Here is a 14607-nt window from a genome sequence, read left to right as displayed (position 1 = left end):
CGCCCACCCCGACCCTCCGGGAGCGAACAGATGCAAGCCCGCGCCGCCCTGGCGTCCGTCCTCGCCGTGGTGCTGGTCTTGTCCGGTTGCGCTCAGCCAGACACTGCCATCCACGTCGCCGGGCCGCCGCAGCCCGTCGAGTCGACCGTCGGACCCACACCGAAACCCACCCCCTCGCCGAGCGTCACCCACGCCAAGCCCACGAAGCCGCCGCTGCGACCGCTGCCGGCGAAGCTCCCGACCGGGCTGCGGCGCAACACCGGCGTACGCCCCGTGGCGTTGACCTTCGACGACGGTCCCAGCCCGGCCTGGACACCGAAGGTGCTCGACCAACTGAAGGCGGCCCACGTCACCGCCACCTTCTGCGTGGTGGGCCTCGAGGCCAAGCGGCACCCGGAGCTGATCCGGCGGATCGTCCGGGAGGGCCACCAACTGTGCAACCACAGTTGGCGCCACGACCTGGACCTCGCCCGCCGGCCGGTGGCCGACATCAAGGCCGACCTGTCCCGCACCAACAAGGCCATCCAGACGGCCGCCCCGGGCACGCCGGTGCGCTTCTACCGCCAACCTGGTGGTCGGTGGACACCCGAGGTTCTGACCGTGGCCAAGGAACTCGGCATGCTCCCGCTGCACTGGGCCGTCGACCCGCAGGACTGGGACAAGCCGACCGCCGCCACGATCGCCAAGCGGGTCCACAACGCGGCACGTCCCGGTTCCATCGTCCTGCTGCACGACGGGGGCGGAAACCGGGCCGCGACGCTCGCCGCCTGCCCCCACCTGATCGCCGACCTGAAGCACCGCTACGGCATCACCCGGCTCAAGTAGATGAGCCCTGACCTGCGGTTTCACGGCCCGCGACGACCTCGGCCATACCGGTTTTGTCGACCGGCCAGGCATCACGTATGCTTTCCAAGCCTCCGGCGGGGCCGGATGGGAGCAAGTCCGCTTGAAGTTGCGAATGTGCAATGATGGCGGGGCCGCCCTCATCGTCTAGCGGCCCAGGACGCCGCCCTTTCAAGGCGGTAGCACGGGTTCGAATCCCGTTGGGGGCACGACCGGCGCAAGCCGGAGCAACACAAGCTAGGTCCTGTGGAGCAGTTGGAGTGCTCGCCGCCCTGTCAAGGCGGAGGTCGCGGGTTCAAGTCCCGTCAGGACCGCAGCGCTGACGCCGCGCATCGCGCGGCGTTCTGCGTATCGGAGCGTGTGATCCTGTCAGCAGTTCGATCTGCTGGCGGGTAGCATGAGCCGAGCAATACGGCCAGGTAGCTCAGTTGGTACGAGCGTCCGACTGAAAATCGGAAGGTCGGCGGTTCGACCCCGCCCCTGGCCACATAGCCTTTCGCCGGGCTACAGAGGTCCCCACCAGCGAATACGCAGGTGGGGATCTTGCTTCGTACGCCCTGTCCGCGTTGATCGACTCGCTTTCGGCGAAGTCGGGGTATCGCAGCGACCGGGATACCGCGATATCGCCGAAGCCGAGTCGATCAACCGAGTCGGGCGCGCTGGGCGGTGGTCACTGGTCCCGGTGGCCCTGGTGGCGGTGCTGGGCGATCCCACCCTGGATCGCCTCCCACACGCTGCGCCCGGCCTGCCGGATGCTCTCGCTCGCCTGCTCGGCGAGCTGCGCCGCGCTCTGCGCCGCCGCCTGCGCCCCGCCGGCGACACCACCGCCAACCTGCCCGCCACCTCCGCCGTGCTGGCCGGCACCCGGCGGGCCACCGCCGTGCTGGCCGCCGCCCTGCGCTCCACCACCAGTCGGCCCGCCACCGGAGGGCCCACCACCGGCTTGGCCACCACCGTGCTGGCCGCCGCCCTGCGCCCCACCACCAGTCGGCCCGCCACCGGAGGGCCCACCACCGGCCAGCCCACCACCGGCTTGGCCACCACCGGCTTGGCCACCACCGGCTTGGCCGCCCTGAGCCCGATCACCCTGGCCGCCCTCGCCGCGCCCCGCCGGGCCGCCACCAGCCCGACCGGCCCCAGCCGGACCACCGCCTTGGTCGCCCCCAGCCGGACCACCGCCGGACGGACCACCGCCGGGCTGCCCCCTGCCACCTTGGCCACCGGTAGGAGCGCCGAGCGGGCCCGGAGCGGGGGTCGGAACGGGCGGACCGGCCGACGGACTCACCGGGCGGGCCGGTCGTACCCGCGTCTGGTCGCCGGCCCCGCCTGGCACACCCGCCTGCCGGGCCAGTTCGTCGCGGACGTTGCCGTGCTGCGCGCGGGCGGTGATCTCGGCGGCGCCGGCCGCCAACTGCTCGCTACTGCGGTTCACGTCGTCGAGCGCGCCGCTGCCCGCCCGGGAGAGGGATTCGATGACCTGCGGGTTGTTGTCGATGGTGTCGAGCGCGCGGCCCAGGAGTGTCACCAACTGCTCCAGCCGTACCCGTAGCTGCGCCTCGGCGTGCACCCCGTCGATGTCCAGTTCGACGCCGTGCAGGTGGACCCGTACGCCGGCGTCGAGTTGGAGCAGGTTGGCCAGCCGGGCACGGAGCGAGATGTCGGCGTCCAGCCCGTCCACGACCAGCCGGATCGAGTCGACCGAGACCTTCGGGATGTCCAGGAGGACGTCCGGGTCTCCGGTGTCGACGTCCCGGTCCGGCCTTCGCTGCTGCGCGTTCTCGCTCATGCTCTCCGCTCCGCCCGTACGGGACCCGGTCGTCCGGGGCCGTCCGGCGCGGTTACCCGCTTTCCGGCGGGGCATCCCGTGCGTAACGGCTCGGCAACCCACTGTCTGGAACAGGGCACCATACGAAGCTGCACACCCGGGCATCAGCCGGTATGGTCCGGGCCTATGGGACAGGGGATGGCTGATCCGGCCGACATTCGGCAGGACCTTGAGCGGTTCTCCTTACGGTGCAGCCTCCTCGTCCCCGGTTCCGCCGAGCGGGCGTTCGCCGTGTTCACGGACGAGCTGACCGAGTGGTGGGTCACCGAGTACACCTGGTCCGGGCCGGAAGCTCTGGCCGAGCTGGGTATGGAGCCGCGGGCCGGCGGCATGCTCTACGAGATCGGCCCGTACGGCTTCCGCGCCGACTGGGGCCGGGTGCTCACGTGGGATCCGCCTCGACGGCTGGTCTTCGCCTGGCAGCTCGGGCCGGACCGGGTACCGGTGCCGGACCCGGCGAAGGCGAGTGAGGTCGAGGTGCTGTTCCTGGCCGACGGGCCCGAACGGACCCGGGTCGAGCTGGAGCACCGGCACTTCGACCGGCACGGCGAGGCGGCCGAGGGCTATCGCAAGGCCCTCACGGCGGGCTGGCACGAGTTGCTGACCCGCTATCTCGCCACGGTGTCGCGCGGCCAGCACACCGCCTGAGCGGCGTCACCGGTCGAGCTGTCGACCCACCCGGCCGGTGTCCAGGTTGCGGCCGCCCAGGTGCGCGCGGCTGCCCGCCTCGGCGCCGGAGCCGAAGCCCGTGCCGCCGAGCCGACGGGCCGGGGCGGTACGCAGTCGCGGGTACTCCTCGGTGAGCCGCCGCTGCACCTGGTCGGAACGGTCGGCCAGCACCAACGCCATCGACGTGGCGCCCGACTCGCTGGCCGCCGCCGACTCGGCCGCCCAGAGCCGACCCCCGATGACCTCTGCGAAGCCGGCGAGCCAGGACCGCCGGAAGGCGGCCGGATGGTCGTCCGCCGGCACCGCCGTGGCCGCCAGCCCGTGTGCGGCCTGTACGAGCAGTGAGGTGAATAGCAGGTCCACGCGTTCGAGGTCGCTGGCGAAGCCGAACAGGTGGGCGACGAACCCGTTGCCCTGCTTGCGCCGGACGCAGCGGCAGCGCAGCGGTTCGGCGACCGCCGCGAGCAGGCCGACCTTGTCCCGCGCGTACGGGGCGACGATGTCGAGCACGCGGTCGCCGACCGGGTCGGTGGTCGGGTCGCGGACCGCCAGCAGCGCCCTGTCGACGCCGTAGCGGGCGATCAGCTCGGTCGCCTTGGCGGTGAACGCCGCCGACTCGGCGGGCGTGCAGGCCGGGTCCTCGGCCTGGGCGAGCAGCTTGCGCACCTTGCTGAGCATGGCCTCGGACATGCCCCAGAGCTATCACACCCGACCGACGATCCGGGATCACGCCGCTATTGATCGATCAGTATCATCGTCACGGTCAGCTCGTCCGTCCAATACGGACAGTCAGTTAACTGTTTCCGGAGGCCGCCTGCATGTCATCCCCGACCGCTCGCCTGCTCGCCGTCGCCACCGTCGCCGCGCTGCTCGCCACCGGCGCACCCGCCAGCGCCGCCACCGTCAGCCCGGGCGCCGACTCCACCGACTTCACCTCGGGGCCGAACCTCTTCGCCCCGCTCGCCACGTGCTACGGCGGCGCGGTCCGCTCGTTCTTCCAGACCGGCGGGTACGGCGGCCAGGCCGGGCCGTACCGCACGACAAGCCGGTGCCGCGACATCAACGTCCGCAACACCAGCGCGTACGCCACCGAAGCCTGCGTGATCTTCATCGACAAGACCGGCAACTGCAACTACTGGACCTACCTGCCGGCCAATTCCGGCTGGACCACCGTCGCCACGAACGTCCGGGACGGGGTCAACTTCCGGGTCCGCTTCGAGAACCTGCGCTACGAGTACGAGCCGCTGGTCGCGTACCACGCCTTCTGAACGGGCCCGCGCGGACGCGGCACCCGAAGCGGGTGCCGCGTTCAGCCGGCGCGGCTGCGCAGGGTGGCGATCGTCGAACCGGCGAGTGTGAGCAGGCAGTCGGAGAGCAGCCCGTCGGCCGCCGCCGCACCGAACAGCGCCTCTCCGGTCGGTACGTCCCGGTTGGCGTAGGCGCTCACGAAGCGGGCCACCCAGCGGGTGTCGTAGTCCGCCTGCTCGATGTCCGGGAAGTCCAGCGCGCATCCGCTGCCCGGCGGCGCGTCGCCGACCATCGTCGCGGCCAGGCACCAGGCCACCCCGTACGCCCCGGACAGGCCGGCCCGGTCGACGACGGCGTCGAACGCACCCGTCACGGCGTCCCCGTCCCCGGCCAGCGCCGAATGGAGCACGGCGGTCGCGTCGTCGAACGTCTGCTGTGGTAGGTCCGTCACCCAGCGCACAGTAGGACGGGGGGTCAAGCCACCGTGTTTCCGTCACTCTGCGTACTCAACGCGAGCGACCTGCGCATTACGCCACCTCCACGGTCCCGCGGCCGGCCTCGGCACGCTAATGTGCGCAGCGGACCTTCGCCGGAGGAAGGACGACCATGCTCGTATCACGCCGCTCGCGGGTAGCCACACTGGCTGCCTGCGCGACGATCCTGCTCGCCACAAGCGCTTGCGGGGATGACAAGGCCACCGAGGGAAGCGCCCAACAGGTGCGCCTCTACGGCACGGACGGCAACATGCTCAACTCCTATCCAGCGGAGTTGAAGGAGCGCGCCGACCTCGTCGATGGAATGAAGGGGACCACGCCACTCACTCCGCTGCCCGACGACTTCAAGAGCCGGCTACGGTCCGTGAATCCGGCACTGACGGACTACCTCTACTCCGCCGAGACGTACGACGCCGTCGTGATCGGCGTGCTCGCCGCCCAGATGGCCGGCAGCACCGACCCGGCCGCCATCGCCAAGCAGATCGTCGGCGTGACCAACAACGGTCAGCGCTGCGAGGACCCGGCCAGTTGCCTCACGCTGGCCCGCGCCGGGCAGGACATCGAATACCGCAGCGTCTCGCTGACCCGCGCCGGCTTCACCGACAAGGGTGAGCCGGCCACCGCGAGCTACGCCACGCTGACCTTCGACGGCCAGCAGCTCAACGACGGCAAGACCGAGTTCGTCGGCGCGGGCGCCGAGTCGGCGGCGAGCACCAAGACCCCGCCGAAGGGCAAGAAGCCACGGGCCGGTGACGCCGACGACCAGAAGCCGCTGATCGTGGGTGGCCTGCTGCCGAAGACCGGCGACCTGGCGATCGCGTACCCGCCGATGGCGGCCGGCGCGGCACTGGCCATCAAGGAGATCAACGCCGCCGGCGGCGCGTTGGGCAAGCCGGTGACGTGGAAGGACGGCGACGACGGCACCAGCCCCGCGGTGGCCAAGGCGACCGTCGCCAAGCACGTGGCGGACGGGGTCAGCATCATCATCGGCGCGGGCGCCTCGGGCATCTCCCGGGAGGTGCTGCCGGACGTGGTCAAGGCCGGGAAGATCCTCTTTTCCCCGTCGAACACCGACGCCAGCCTGACCGACGTCGAGGACAAGGGTCTCTACTTCCGTACCGCCCCGCCGGACAGCCTCCAGGGCCGGGCGCTGGCCGACGTGGTCCTGCGCGACGGGTCGCAGAAGATCGTCATCGTCGCCCGTAAGGACTCCTACGGCGAGGGTCTGCAGGCCACCGTCCGTGACGAGCTGGAGAAGGCCGGCATCCCCGGTGACCGACTCAAGCTGCTCACGTACGACCCGCCGGCCGACGCCAAGGCTCCGCCGGTGGACTTCTCCGGCGGCGCGAAGGAGATCAAGGCGTTCGGCGCGGACGCCGTCCTGATCATCGGTTTCAGTGAGTCGGCCCAGGTGATCCGGGCACTCGCCGACAGCGGGGTGCAGATCCGGCACTGAGCACCACCCACGGACGACGACGGCCGCACCGGCTCGACAGTCGGTGCGGCCGTTTCCGTTGGCCGCGTCAGCGGGTCCGGCGGCGTTCCAGGAACTCGGTCATGCGGCGGTGCTTCTCCTCGTCCTCGAAGAGCACCGCCTGACTCACCAGGTCGAGCTGTGGGTGCGCGGCGGCGGGCGCGTCGACGGCCAGTTTGGTGAGCCGCAACGCCAGGGGTGCGGCCTGGGCCATCTCGTCCAACAGCCCGTGCGCCGTCGCCAGCAGCTCCCCGGGCTCGTCCACCACCCGGTTGACCAGACCGATCCGCAGGGCCTCCGCCGCGTCCACCCGACGTCCGGTGAACAGCAGCTCCTTCGCCCGGCCTTCGCCGACGAGGGCGGGCAGTCGGTGGGTCGCGCCCGCGCCGGCCAGAATGCCCAACCGCACCTCCGGCTGGCCGAACACCGCCCGGGCCGTGCACACCCGAAGATCGCAGGCGTACGCCAGTTCCGCGCCGCCGCCCAGCGCCGGCCCGTCCACGGCGGCCACGCTCGGCATGGGCAGTGCCCTGATCCGCGCGAAGGCCGCCGAGTTGATCGCGGCCAGAGCGTCCGTGCGACCCCGCTCGCGGAGCTGACCGATGTCGGCGCCACCGGCGAAGATGCCCTCCGCGCCGCCGGTCAACAGCAGCAGCCGGGGACGGGCCTCCAACTCGGCGCAGACCTCGTGCAGCTCGGCGATCAGGTCGGCGTCGATGGCGTTGCGCTTCTCCGGCCGGGCCAGCGTCACCACGAGCCGGTCCGGCCGCTCCTCGATCCGCAGGCCACTCATTGCTTGACGCCACCTTCCCAGCGGTAGAAGCCGTGCCCGGACTTCTTGCCCAGCCGTCCGGCGGCAACCATCTCCACCAGCAGTTCCGGTGGCGCGAAGCGGTCCCCGTACGCGGCCTGGAGGGTACGGGCGATGTCGAGGCGCACGTCCAGGCCGACGAGGTCGGTGAGTTCCAGCGGCCCGATGGGATGCCGGTAGCCGAGCACCATCGCCTTGTCGATGTCGGCCGGGCTGGCCACCTGGTCGGCGACCATCCGGATCGCCTCCAGCCCGAGGGTGACCCCGAGGCGGGAGGTCGCGAAGCCCGGCATGTCGCGTACGACGACGGGGTCCTTGCCCAACCGGCCGGCGAGCGCGACGGCCGCGGTGGTGGTCTCCCCGGCGGTGGCCGGGCCGACCACGATCTCCAGCAGCGTCATCGCCCAGACCGGGTTGAAGAAGTGCAGGCCGAGGAAGCGCTCGGGGGCGTCCAGAGCCGCGGCCAACTCGCCGATGGCGATGCTGGACGTGTTGCTGCCGAGCAGGGCCGGGTCCAGGGCGCCGGCGTCACGCAGCACCGACCGCTTCAGGTCCAGCCGCTCGGGCACCGCTTCCACGATCACCTGCGGGGCCGGGGCGACCTCGGCGAGGCTCGGCCGCAGGATCACCCGTTCCCGGTGCGCGGCGGCCTCGTCGGCGCTCAACTTGCCGCGCTGTACCGCGCGCTCCCACAGGTCGGCGAGCCGGGTCAGAGCGGTCGCGCCCCGCTGGGCGTCCACCTCGACCAGCTCGACGGCGTGGCCGGCGCCGGCCGCCACGTACGCGATGCCGAGCCCCATCGTGCCCGCACCGACGACCACGAAACGATCGTTCATCACGCCTCCCTGTCCGTCCCGGTGGCGCGCGGGGTCTCCGCCACGCCGGCCCGGGTGCTCGGCCCGCTGCGCTCGCTCATGGTGCGACCCTAGACAGCCCGGGCCCCCGCCCATGCGTGGGGGAGCGCGGGATCGGGTACGTACGGCCCGTCAACTCAAGGGAAGGACCGCATCGAGATGAGCCAGGCACCGGAGAGCGTCACGACCGACTCCGAGACCGTGGAGACCCGGGGCGATGATCGGGTCGACCTGCTGCGCGCCGACACCAACAACGACGGCAAGACCGACGTGTGGGTGGTGGACACCGACGGCGACGGCAAGGCCGACCTGTTCCAGTTCGACACCGATGGGGACGGCAAGGTGGACATCACCATGGTCGACCTCGACGAGGACGGCACCCCCGACGAGGTCGTCGACGGCGATGGCGGCCTCCCGCCCGAGCCGCTGCCCCCGACCGTTCAGGTCTGAGCCGTACGACGGCTCCTGCGCCCCACGTGACGCAGGAGCCGTCGCTCAGCCGGCGAGGCGCAGGGTGGCCAGGTAGTACGGGGCGTCGCGGTCGTCCACATCGGTCAACCGCCAGCCGCTGCCGTGCACGAGCTCGGCGAACTCGTCGGGCGAGCAGACCAGGTAGTCGAACCATTCGGTGCCCAGTTCCCGGTAGCGCAGCCGGAGGCGGAGCTGGCCACCGAGCCGTCCCCGGCGCCGGTTGCGCTCGTGGTAGCCGGTGTGCACGGGGTCGCGGGTGCCGTACGGGTTGGTGCCGTGCGCGATGATCTGCGCCCCGGGTCGGGCGAGCGCGGCGAGCGCGGCGAGGAACACCGGGGCCCGCTCGCGCCCCTCGAACAGCCCGAGGTTGTTGCCGAGCAGCAGGAACGTGTCGTAGCGCCGGCCGTCGGCCACGTGCGTGTCCACCGTCCCGTGCACCAGCCGCCGTACGCCCCGACGCCGGCTCACGTCGAGCGCCCCCGCCGACGTGTCGAGACCGGTGACGGGTACGCCGCGCTCCTGGAGCAGCAGCGCGATCCGACCGGCCCCGGTACCGACGTCCAACGTCTCGCCCCGGGCCCGGTCGACGGCCCGGTGGTCGTACGGCTGCCAGTCGGCTGGCCCGTCGAGGTAGTGGGCGGCCGGAGCGCCGTTGATCAGACCGTCGTCCCGTTCGATGATCTCGATGACCGGTCGGGGCAGCCGACCGCCGATCATCGGCCGGGGGCCGACCCCGGTCGCCACGGCGAGCGCGTCCCGCAGCAGTTCGCCGACCACGTCACCGATTAGCGGTTCCCCCGTCACGCCGTTCACGCTATCTGGCCGCTCAGTGGCCCGCAGCGGCCTATCCTGGCGGCGTGACCACGCTGGACCGGCTGTCGGCCGAGAAGTACATCCTGCTCACGACCTTCCGCAAGGACGGCCGGGCAGTGCCGACCCCGGTCTGGGCGGTCCGCGACGGGGACGCGTTGGCGGTGTGGACCCGGGCCGACTCGGGGAAGGTCAAGCGGATCCGGAACAACGGCGAGGTGACCGTGGCGCCGTGCGACGTGCGGGGTCGGCCGCACGGCGCGGAGGTGCCCGCCCACGCGACGCTCTACGGCGGCCGCGACACTCCTCGGGTCCGCGACCTGCTCAAGCACAAGTACCGCGTGATCGGTCGGTTGAGCCTGCTGGGCAGCCGGTTGCGTCGCGGTGAGGGCGGCACGGTGGGCATCAGGTTGACGTTGACCGGCCCCGACGACGCGGACTGACGCGCCGCCGGTGGAGGCGGGCACGCCGTGCGGACATGAAAAAGGGCGGCGGACCGAAATCCACCGCCCTTTCCCGGAAACCTCTATCGGGTCAGTCGCCCTGCCGCTGCTGCGGGATCTGGCCCTGTAGCAGCGCCCTGACCTCCGACTCGCGGTATCGACGGTGGCCACCCAGGGTGCGGATGGCGCTGAGCTTGCCGGCCTTCGCCCACCGGGTCACCGTCTTCGGGTCGACACGGAACATCGACGCCACCTCGGCCGGTGTGAGCAGCGGCTCTGGTTCGTGCGTTCGCGATGCCATCGGTCACTCCTCCACATGTATAGACATCGGCCGGGGTCCCGCCGGCCGACGCGTCTCCCATGGTCCGGCTAGTCCCCGATGTCCGACATGGGCCGAACGGATGAAGGTCCCTAGACGGACGGATGAACCATGCCCGATTTTTACGACTTTTACACGGCAGAAAGTACCTTATTCGGACTCATGATCACGGTTCGTGATGCGTCAACTACGAGACACCCTCGCCTTGGGAGCGCTCCTAGGGGCGATTTGCCTCAGTTGCACCGTTCTAGCAGCTGCACAGCACGCCAGCGGGCCACCAACTTGTCGTACGCGGCCGACGCCTCGTCCGCCTCCCCGCGCGACAGGCCCGCGAGGCCGCCGGCGACCAGCTCCGGCGAGTCGTCCGCGGCAAGAGTCTCGTCGGAGAGCAGGTCGACAAGGCCGCCGTAGTCCAGCTCCACCACCGAGCGGGGGTGGAACTCCTCCAGCCAGCGGGCGGCCTCCTGGACCGCCTCGGTGATCGGGGCCTCGCCCACCGACTTGCGCAGCACCGACAACGCCCGGGACGAACGCCGACGAGCCTTGGAGATCTCGGTCCGGTAGCGCAGCGCCCGCCGGCCCGGCTGGGTGACGTGGTCCCGCTCCGTCGGGTCGAAGAGCACGAACCACCGCAGGGGTACGCCCCAGGTGGCGATCTGCTCGTGCACCCGGGGCACCCCGTGCTCCAGGACCCGCGCGCCGCTGCGCCAGTCGTCGACGACCGCCCGGGCCTGCCCGGCGAGCACCGGCGGCACGAAGGCGTCGGCAAGCACCGGAGGCACCCCGTCCCGGGCGTTGAGCGCCGCCTCAGCGACCCGGATGCGCAGGTTCCAGGGGCAGACCAGCAGGCTCTCGTCCGTCTCCAGGACGTACGCCTCCTCGGGCAGGTCGGGTAGGCGGGTCCAGCCCGCGCCCAGCGCCTCGATCACCGCCGTCCGCTGGCGGCCGGGCCCCTCGACCGGGGCGACCGCCCGCCCCTCCGAGACGTAGCGACGCCAGTAACTCTGCCGGTCCCGGTCGAAGGCGGTCAGCGGCTCGTACACGCGCAGGTAAGAAGCGAAGAGCGACGGCACCGCGCGATCCTCCCACGAACCGCACCCCCGCGCGGCCAGCGGTCGGGCCGCGCGCGCCGCACCGTGGGACGGCGGCGGCGCGTCAGGCGCTCGTACGGCCGCCGATACTAGGCTCGATCACACCGGCAGCATCCCCGCCGGGGTCCACCAGGTCCGCGTCCCACAAGGAACGCACACCACGTAGGAGCCAGTCATGGGCGTATTCGCGAGCACCGACGATCCGGTATCGACCGGTCACGAGCAGGTCGTCTTCTGCCAGGACAAGCAGAGCGGTCTCAAGGCGATCATCGGGATCTACTCCACCGCGCTGGGGCCCGCGCTCGGCGGCACCCGCTTCTACCCGTACGCCAACGAGGACGACGCCCTCGCCGACGTGCTCGACCTGTCCCGTGGGATGGCGTACAAGAACGCGCTCGCCGGGCTGGACCTGGGCGGTGGCAAGGCCGTCATCTGGGGCGACCCGGAGCAGATCAAGAGCGAGGCGCTGCTGCGCGCGTACGGCCGCTTCGTGGAGTCGTTGGCGGGCCGCTACTACACCGCCTGCGACGTCGGCACCTACGTGCCCGACATGGACATCATCGCCCGCGAGACCCGCTACGTGACCGGCCGCAGCGTGGAGCACGGCGGTGCCGGCGACTCGTCGATCCTCACCGCCTGGGGGGTGTTCCAGGGGATGCGGGCCGCTGCCGAGCACGTCTGGGGCACGCCGAGCCTGCGGGGCCGCCGCGTCGGCGTGGCGGGCCTGGGCAAGGTCGGCAAGTACCTGACCGGTCACCTGCTGGACGACGGCGCCGAGGTCGTCGCCACGGACGTCAACCCGAAGGCCCTGGCCTGGGTACGCGCCAACCACCCGCAGGTCACCCTGGTCGACGACGCGAGCGCCCTGGTCGCGGCGGACATCGACGTGTACGCCCCCTGCGCGCTGGGCGGCGCGCTGAACGACGACACCGTTCCGGCGCTGCGGGCCAAGGTGGTGACCGGCGCGGCGAACAACCAGCTCGCGCACCCGGGGATCGAGAAGCTGCTGGCCGACCGGGGCATCCTCTACACGCCCGACTACGTGGTCAACGCCGGCGGCGTGATCCAGGTGGCCGACGAGATCGAGGGCTTCAACTTCGACCGGGCGAAGCTGCGGGCCACCCGGATCTACGACACCACGCGGGAGATCCTGCGCCTGGCGGACGCCGAGGGTGTTCCGCCCGCGGTCGCTGCGGACCGGCTGGCCGAGCGGCGGATGGCCGAGGTCGGTCGGCTGCGCACGATCCACCTGCGCTGACCCACCCCGGAGGCGGATCGACCGGGATCCGCCTCCGGGCCTCCGCTTCCCGCCCCGACTCGGTAAGCTGAGCCCCGGGTCACGTTTGGCGTGTTTTGCCCGGTGTCACGGGTGCTCTCCGTTCCGCTCCTTACCAGGTACACTGGGTGACGGCCGGATCGCCGCGACGCGCAGAGCCGGCTGACGGTAACCCGAGGTGCCGAACGATGGCATCCCCATGTACCGTAAGAGCCACGAGAGATGCCTGACGTCATCGGGGCCCGCCTTCGGGCTGCCCCGCATTCTGTGCGAGGGGGTCGAGCCATGGGGCGCGGCCGTGCTAAGGCCAAGCAGACGAAGGTGGCCCGGGAGTTGAAGTACCACTCCCCGAACACCGACCTCACCGCCTTGCAGCGCGAACTGGCGGGTGCTGGTAAGTCTGAGCACCACTTCGACGACGACTCAAAAGAGTTCGTCGACGACGATGATGAGAATCATGCGGACGACGACCCGGATCCCTGGGTCCGTCCGACCCGCTGACCTCTCGACGTAGCTGAGCACGCGGTAACCCCCGCGTGCTCACGCATGTGTCCTTCGGGAGCGAGATCGGTGCCGATCATCAGGGGCCTGCCCTGGCCGGGGATCACTCCGACCGACCGACAGGCCCCTGATCACGGCCGCCCTAGCGCGGCCGGTTGTTCCAGTTGTAGAAGGTCGGGATGTTCTCGAAGTGGTTCCAGGCGCAGACCGCGCTGGCGCCATCTCCGCCCGGCACCTCTGCCCGCAGCCGCCGCGCGTCCGCGGCCTCCTGCAACAGCGCGACGAGCCCGGGGGCGGCCTCCCGCACGCGTTCGGTGACATCGTCCGGGGCAACGTCCGCTTCGCGCTCAGGCCGCCGGTGACTGGTGGTCTCGGGCATGCTCCAACACTCCCTCCAATAGGCGGATCTTGCTGTTGCGGCAGTGCTCGGTCTCCGTACCGTCAAAACGCCCCAGTTCGAAGAATCGGTTGGCGGCGTGGCCGCCACCACAGAAGCCGAAGTACGGGCAGGACGCCCGACACGCTTCCACCCCCGTGAGGAACTCGCCGACCCACGGAGTCGAGCCGGCGCCGGCCAGGATCCGGGCCAGCGGGGTGGTCAGCACGTTCCCACTGCTGAAGTCGCCGTAGTGCGGGTCGGTGAAGCCCGCCAGTTCCGGGGAGAGCACCGTCACCGAGCCGTCGTGCCCGATGGTCGGTATCGGGTCCAGCCGGCGGGGCAGCACACCGTCCGCCGTGCCGTCGAGGACGGCCGCCGCGTACCGCAGCGACCACTCGACCTCGCGCAGGTGGATCCGGGGCGCCCGCCGCCAGGCCGTCACCAGCTCGGCCCAGAACGTGGTCACCGCCGCCGGGTCGTGGCTGTTGTCGCGCGTGTTGACCCCTTCGGTCTCCTCGATGTTGATGCCCAGCACATCGCAGCCCAGGTTGAGGAAGTAGTCGTACAGCTCCGCGGCGAGGCCCGGCACCGGCCGCGACACCACGGCCAGCGCCGAGAAGGGCAGGTCGTGCCGGCGCAGCGCGGCGACACCGCGCAGGATCCGGTCGTACGCCGGCTGACCGCCACGGTTGACCCGGTCACCGTTGCGCTCGCGCGGCCCGTCCACGCTCACGCTCACGCGCATCTCGTGGCGGGCGAAGAACTCGCACCACTCGTCGTCGATCAACGTGGCGTTCGTCTGCACGTGGTGTTCGACCTCGGGCCCGAAGGGCGCGATCAGGGCAGCCAGATGTTCCCGGCCGGCCGCCAGTGGCTCTCCACCGTGCCACACGACCGAGAAGCGTCCGGAGGCCGCCCACGGGTTGACCGCCGCCGCCACCGCCTCGGCGACCGGCACCGACATGCGCCGATCCACGGCCCGGAACGGCAGGTAGCAGTACGCGCAGTCGAGATTGCAGAGGGTGGTGGGCTGCATGACGACGTACGACGGGACCGCGGCCAGGCCGCGCATCCCGCTGAACGTCGGTTCTCCAGCAGC

The 14607-nt window shown here is 71.3% G+C and carries 18 protein-coding genes and 3 tRNA genes; 11 read left to right on the top strand and 10 right to left on the bottom strand.

Annotated features, from left to right (window positions below):
* Positions 1-30: 30 nt before the first annotated feature.
* The 4 genes from ACTFTM_RS02130 (at position 31) to ACTFTM_RS02115 (ending at position 1330) form a co-directional block, all read left to right on the top strand.
* Positions 31-825, top strand: coding sequence for a polysaccharide deacetylase family protein (locus ACTFTM_RS02130; protein ID WP_449564194.1), 795 nt, complete (start codon positions 31-33; stop codon positions 823-825).
* A 154-nt stretch (positions 826-979) separates the two neighbouring features.
* Positions 980-1052 (top strand) — tRNA-Glu (locus tag ACTFTM_RS02125).
* Between the two features lie 31 nt (positions 1053-1083).
* Positions 1084-1157 (top strand) — tRNA-Asp (locus ACTFTM_RS02120).
* Between the two features lie 99 nt (positions 1158-1256).
* Positions 1257-1330 (top strand) — tRNA-Phe (locus tag ACTFTM_RS02115).
* A 183-nt stretch (positions 1331-1513) separates the two neighbouring features.
* On the opposite strand, the gene ACTFTM_RS02110 is transcribed toward ACTFTM_RS02115, so the two are convergent.
* Positions 1514-2629 (bottom strand): hypothetical protein, encoded by a 1116-nt coding sequence (locus ACTFTM_RS02110; protein ID WP_449564193.1) that lies wholly within the window; start codon positions 2627-2629, stop codon positions 1514-1516.
* Positions 2630-2794: 165 nt separating this feature from the next.
* Between ACTFTM_RS02110 and ACTFTM_RS02105 the strand changes: the two genes are divergently transcribed.
* Positions 2795-3316 carry an SRPBCC family protein gene (locus ACTFTM_RS02105; RefSeq protein WP_449564192.1) on the top strand — a complete coding sequence of 174 codons (522 nt, stop codon included), beginning with the start codon at positions 2795-2797 and terminating at the stop codon, positions 3314-3316.
* Positions 3317-3322: 6 nt separating this feature from the next.
* Here the strand turns inward: ACTFTM_RS02105 and ACTFTM_RS02100 are convergent, their stop codons facing one another.
* Positions 3323-4027 carry a DUF2786 domain-containing protein gene (locus ACTFTM_RS02100; protein WP_449564191.1) on the bottom strand — a complete coding sequence of 235 codons (705 nt, stop codon included), beginning with the start codon at positions 4025-4027 and terminating at the stop codon, positions 3323-3325.
* A gap of 128 nt (positions 4028-4155) precedes the next feature.
* On the opposite strand from ACTFTM_RS02100, the gene ACTFTM_RS02095 reads away from it, so the two are divergent.
* Positions 4156-4605 carry a hypothetical protein gene (locus tag ACTFTM_RS02095; protein ID WP_449564190.1) on the top strand — a complete coding sequence of 150 codons (450 nt, stop codon included), beginning with the start codon at positions 4156-4158 and terminating at the stop codon, positions 4603-4605.
* Between the two features lie 41 nt (positions 4606-4646).
* Here the strand turns inward: ACTFTM_RS02095 and ACTFTM_RS02090 are convergent, their stop codons facing one another.
* Positions 4647-5036 (bottom strand): hypothetical protein, encoded by a 390-nt coding sequence (locus ACTFTM_RS02090; RefSeq protein ID WP_449564189.1) that lies wholly within the window; start codon positions 5034-5036, stop codon positions 4647-4649.
* Between the two features lie 155 nt (positions 5037-5191).
* Between ACTFTM_RS02090 and ACTFTM_RS02085 the strand changes: the two genes are divergently transcribed.
* A complete protein-coding gene (locus tag ACTFTM_RS02085; RefSeq protein WP_449564188.1) occupies positions 5192-6535 on the top strand; it encodes an ABC transporter substrate-binding protein in 1344 nt (447 codons plus the stop codon).
* 67 nt (positions 6536-6602) lie between these two features.
* On the opposite strand, the gene ACTFTM_RS02080 is transcribed toward ACTFTM_RS02085, so the two are convergent.
* Together ACTFTM_RS02080 and ACTFTM_RS02075 are read right to left on the bottom strand one after the other, a co-directional pair.
* Positions 6603-7346, bottom strand: coding sequence for an enoyl-CoA hydratase/isomerase family protein (locus ACTFTM_RS02080; RefSeq protein ID WP_449564187.1), 744 nt, complete (start codon positions 7344-7346; stop codon positions 6603-6605).
* Positions 7343-8200, bottom strand: coding sequence for a 3-hydroxyacyl-CoA dehydrogenase family protein (locus tag ACTFTM_RS02075; protein WP_449564186.1), 858 nt, complete (start codon positions 8198-8200; stop codon positions 7343-7345). Before ACTFTM_RS02075 ends, ACTFTM_RS02080 begins: the two co-directional genes overlap by 4 nt.
* 177 nt (positions 8201-8377) lie before the next feature.
* On the opposite strand from ACTFTM_RS02075, the gene ACTFTM_RS02070 reads away from it, so the two are divergent.
* Positions 8378-8668 (top strand): hypothetical protein, encoded by a 291-nt coding sequence (locus ACTFTM_RS02070; protein ID WP_433536473.1) that lies wholly within the window; start codon positions 8378-8380, stop codon positions 8666-8668.
* Between the two features lie 45 nt (positions 8669-8713).
* Here the strand turns inward: ACTFTM_RS02070 and ACTFTM_RS02065 are convergent, their stop codons facing one another.
* Positions 8714-9493 carry a class I SAM-dependent methyltransferase gene (locus ACTFTM_RS02065; RefSeq protein ID WP_449564185.1) on the bottom strand — a complete coding sequence of 260 codons (780 nt, stop codon included), beginning with the start codon at positions 9491-9493 and terminating at the stop codon, positions 8714-8716.
* Positions 9494-9546: 53 nt separating this feature from the next.
* On the opposite strand from ACTFTM_RS02065, the gene ACTFTM_RS02060 reads away from it, so the two are divergent.
* Positions 9547-9942 (top strand): PPOX class F420-dependent oxidoreductase, encoded by a 396-nt coding sequence (locus tag ACTFTM_RS02060; RefSeq protein ID WP_449564184.1) that lies wholly within the window; start codon positions 9547-9549, stop codon positions 9940-9942.
* 91 nt (positions 9943-10033) lie between these two features.
* Here ACTFTM_RS02060 and ACTFTM_RS02055 read toward each other — a convergent pair whose 3' ends face one another.
* Both ACTFTM_RS02055 and ACTFTM_RS02050 read right to left on the bottom strand, forming a co-directional pair.
* A complete protein-coding gene (locus ACTFTM_RS02055) occupies positions 10034-10243 on the bottom strand; it encodes a BldC family transcriptional regulator (protein ID WP_007073996.1) in 210 nt (69 codons plus the stop codon).
* Positions 10244-10494: 251 nt separating this feature from the next.
* Entirely contained in the window at positions 10495-11334 is an 840-nt protein-coding gene (locus ACTFTM_RS02050) for a hypothetical protein (RefSeq protein ID WP_449564183.1), read from the bottom strand.
* A 193-nt stretch (positions 11335-11527) separates the two neighbouring features.
* On the opposite strand from ACTFTM_RS02050, the gene ACTFTM_RS02045 reads away from it, so the two are divergent.
* Positions 11528-12610, top strand: a complete 1083-nt coding sequence (locus tag ACTFTM_RS02045; protein ID WP_449564182.1) for a Glu/Leu/Phe/Val family dehydrogenase — start codon at positions 11528-11530, stop codon at positions 12608-12610.
* Between the two features lie 303 nt (positions 12611-12913).
* Complete coding sequence (locus ACTFTM_RS02040) at positions 12914-13129, top strand: DUF3073 domain-containing protein (protein ID WP_007454329.1); 216 nt, start codon at positions 12914-12916, stop codon at positions 13127-13129.
* Between the two features lie 142 nt (positions 13130-13271).
* On the opposite strand, the gene amcA is transcribed toward ACTFTM_RS02040, so the two are convergent.
* Both amcA and amcB read right to left on the bottom strand, forming a co-directional pair.
* The gene (gene amcA / locus ACTFTM_RS02035) at positions 13272-13508 is read right to left on the bottom strand and encodes a multiple cyclophane-containing RiPP AmcA (RefSeq protein ID WP_449564181.1); all 237 of its coding nucleotides are present in this window, start codon (positions 13506-13508) and stop codon (positions 13272-13274) included.
* A complete protein-coding gene (amcB, locus tag ACTFTM_RS02030) occupies positions 13477-14580 on the bottom strand; it encodes a cyclophane-forming radical SAM peptide maturase AmcB (protein ID WP_449566511.1) in 1104 nt (367 codons plus the stop codon). The genes amcA and amcB overlap by 32 nt, the downstream gene beginning before the upstream one ends.
* Positions 14581-14607 lie beyond the last annotated feature (27 nt).

This window comes from Micromonospora sp. RB23 (genome assembly GCF_053585025.1).
Note: the sequence above shows the minus strand (reverse complement) of the source record. Positions and strands in the feature narration are given on the sequence as shown.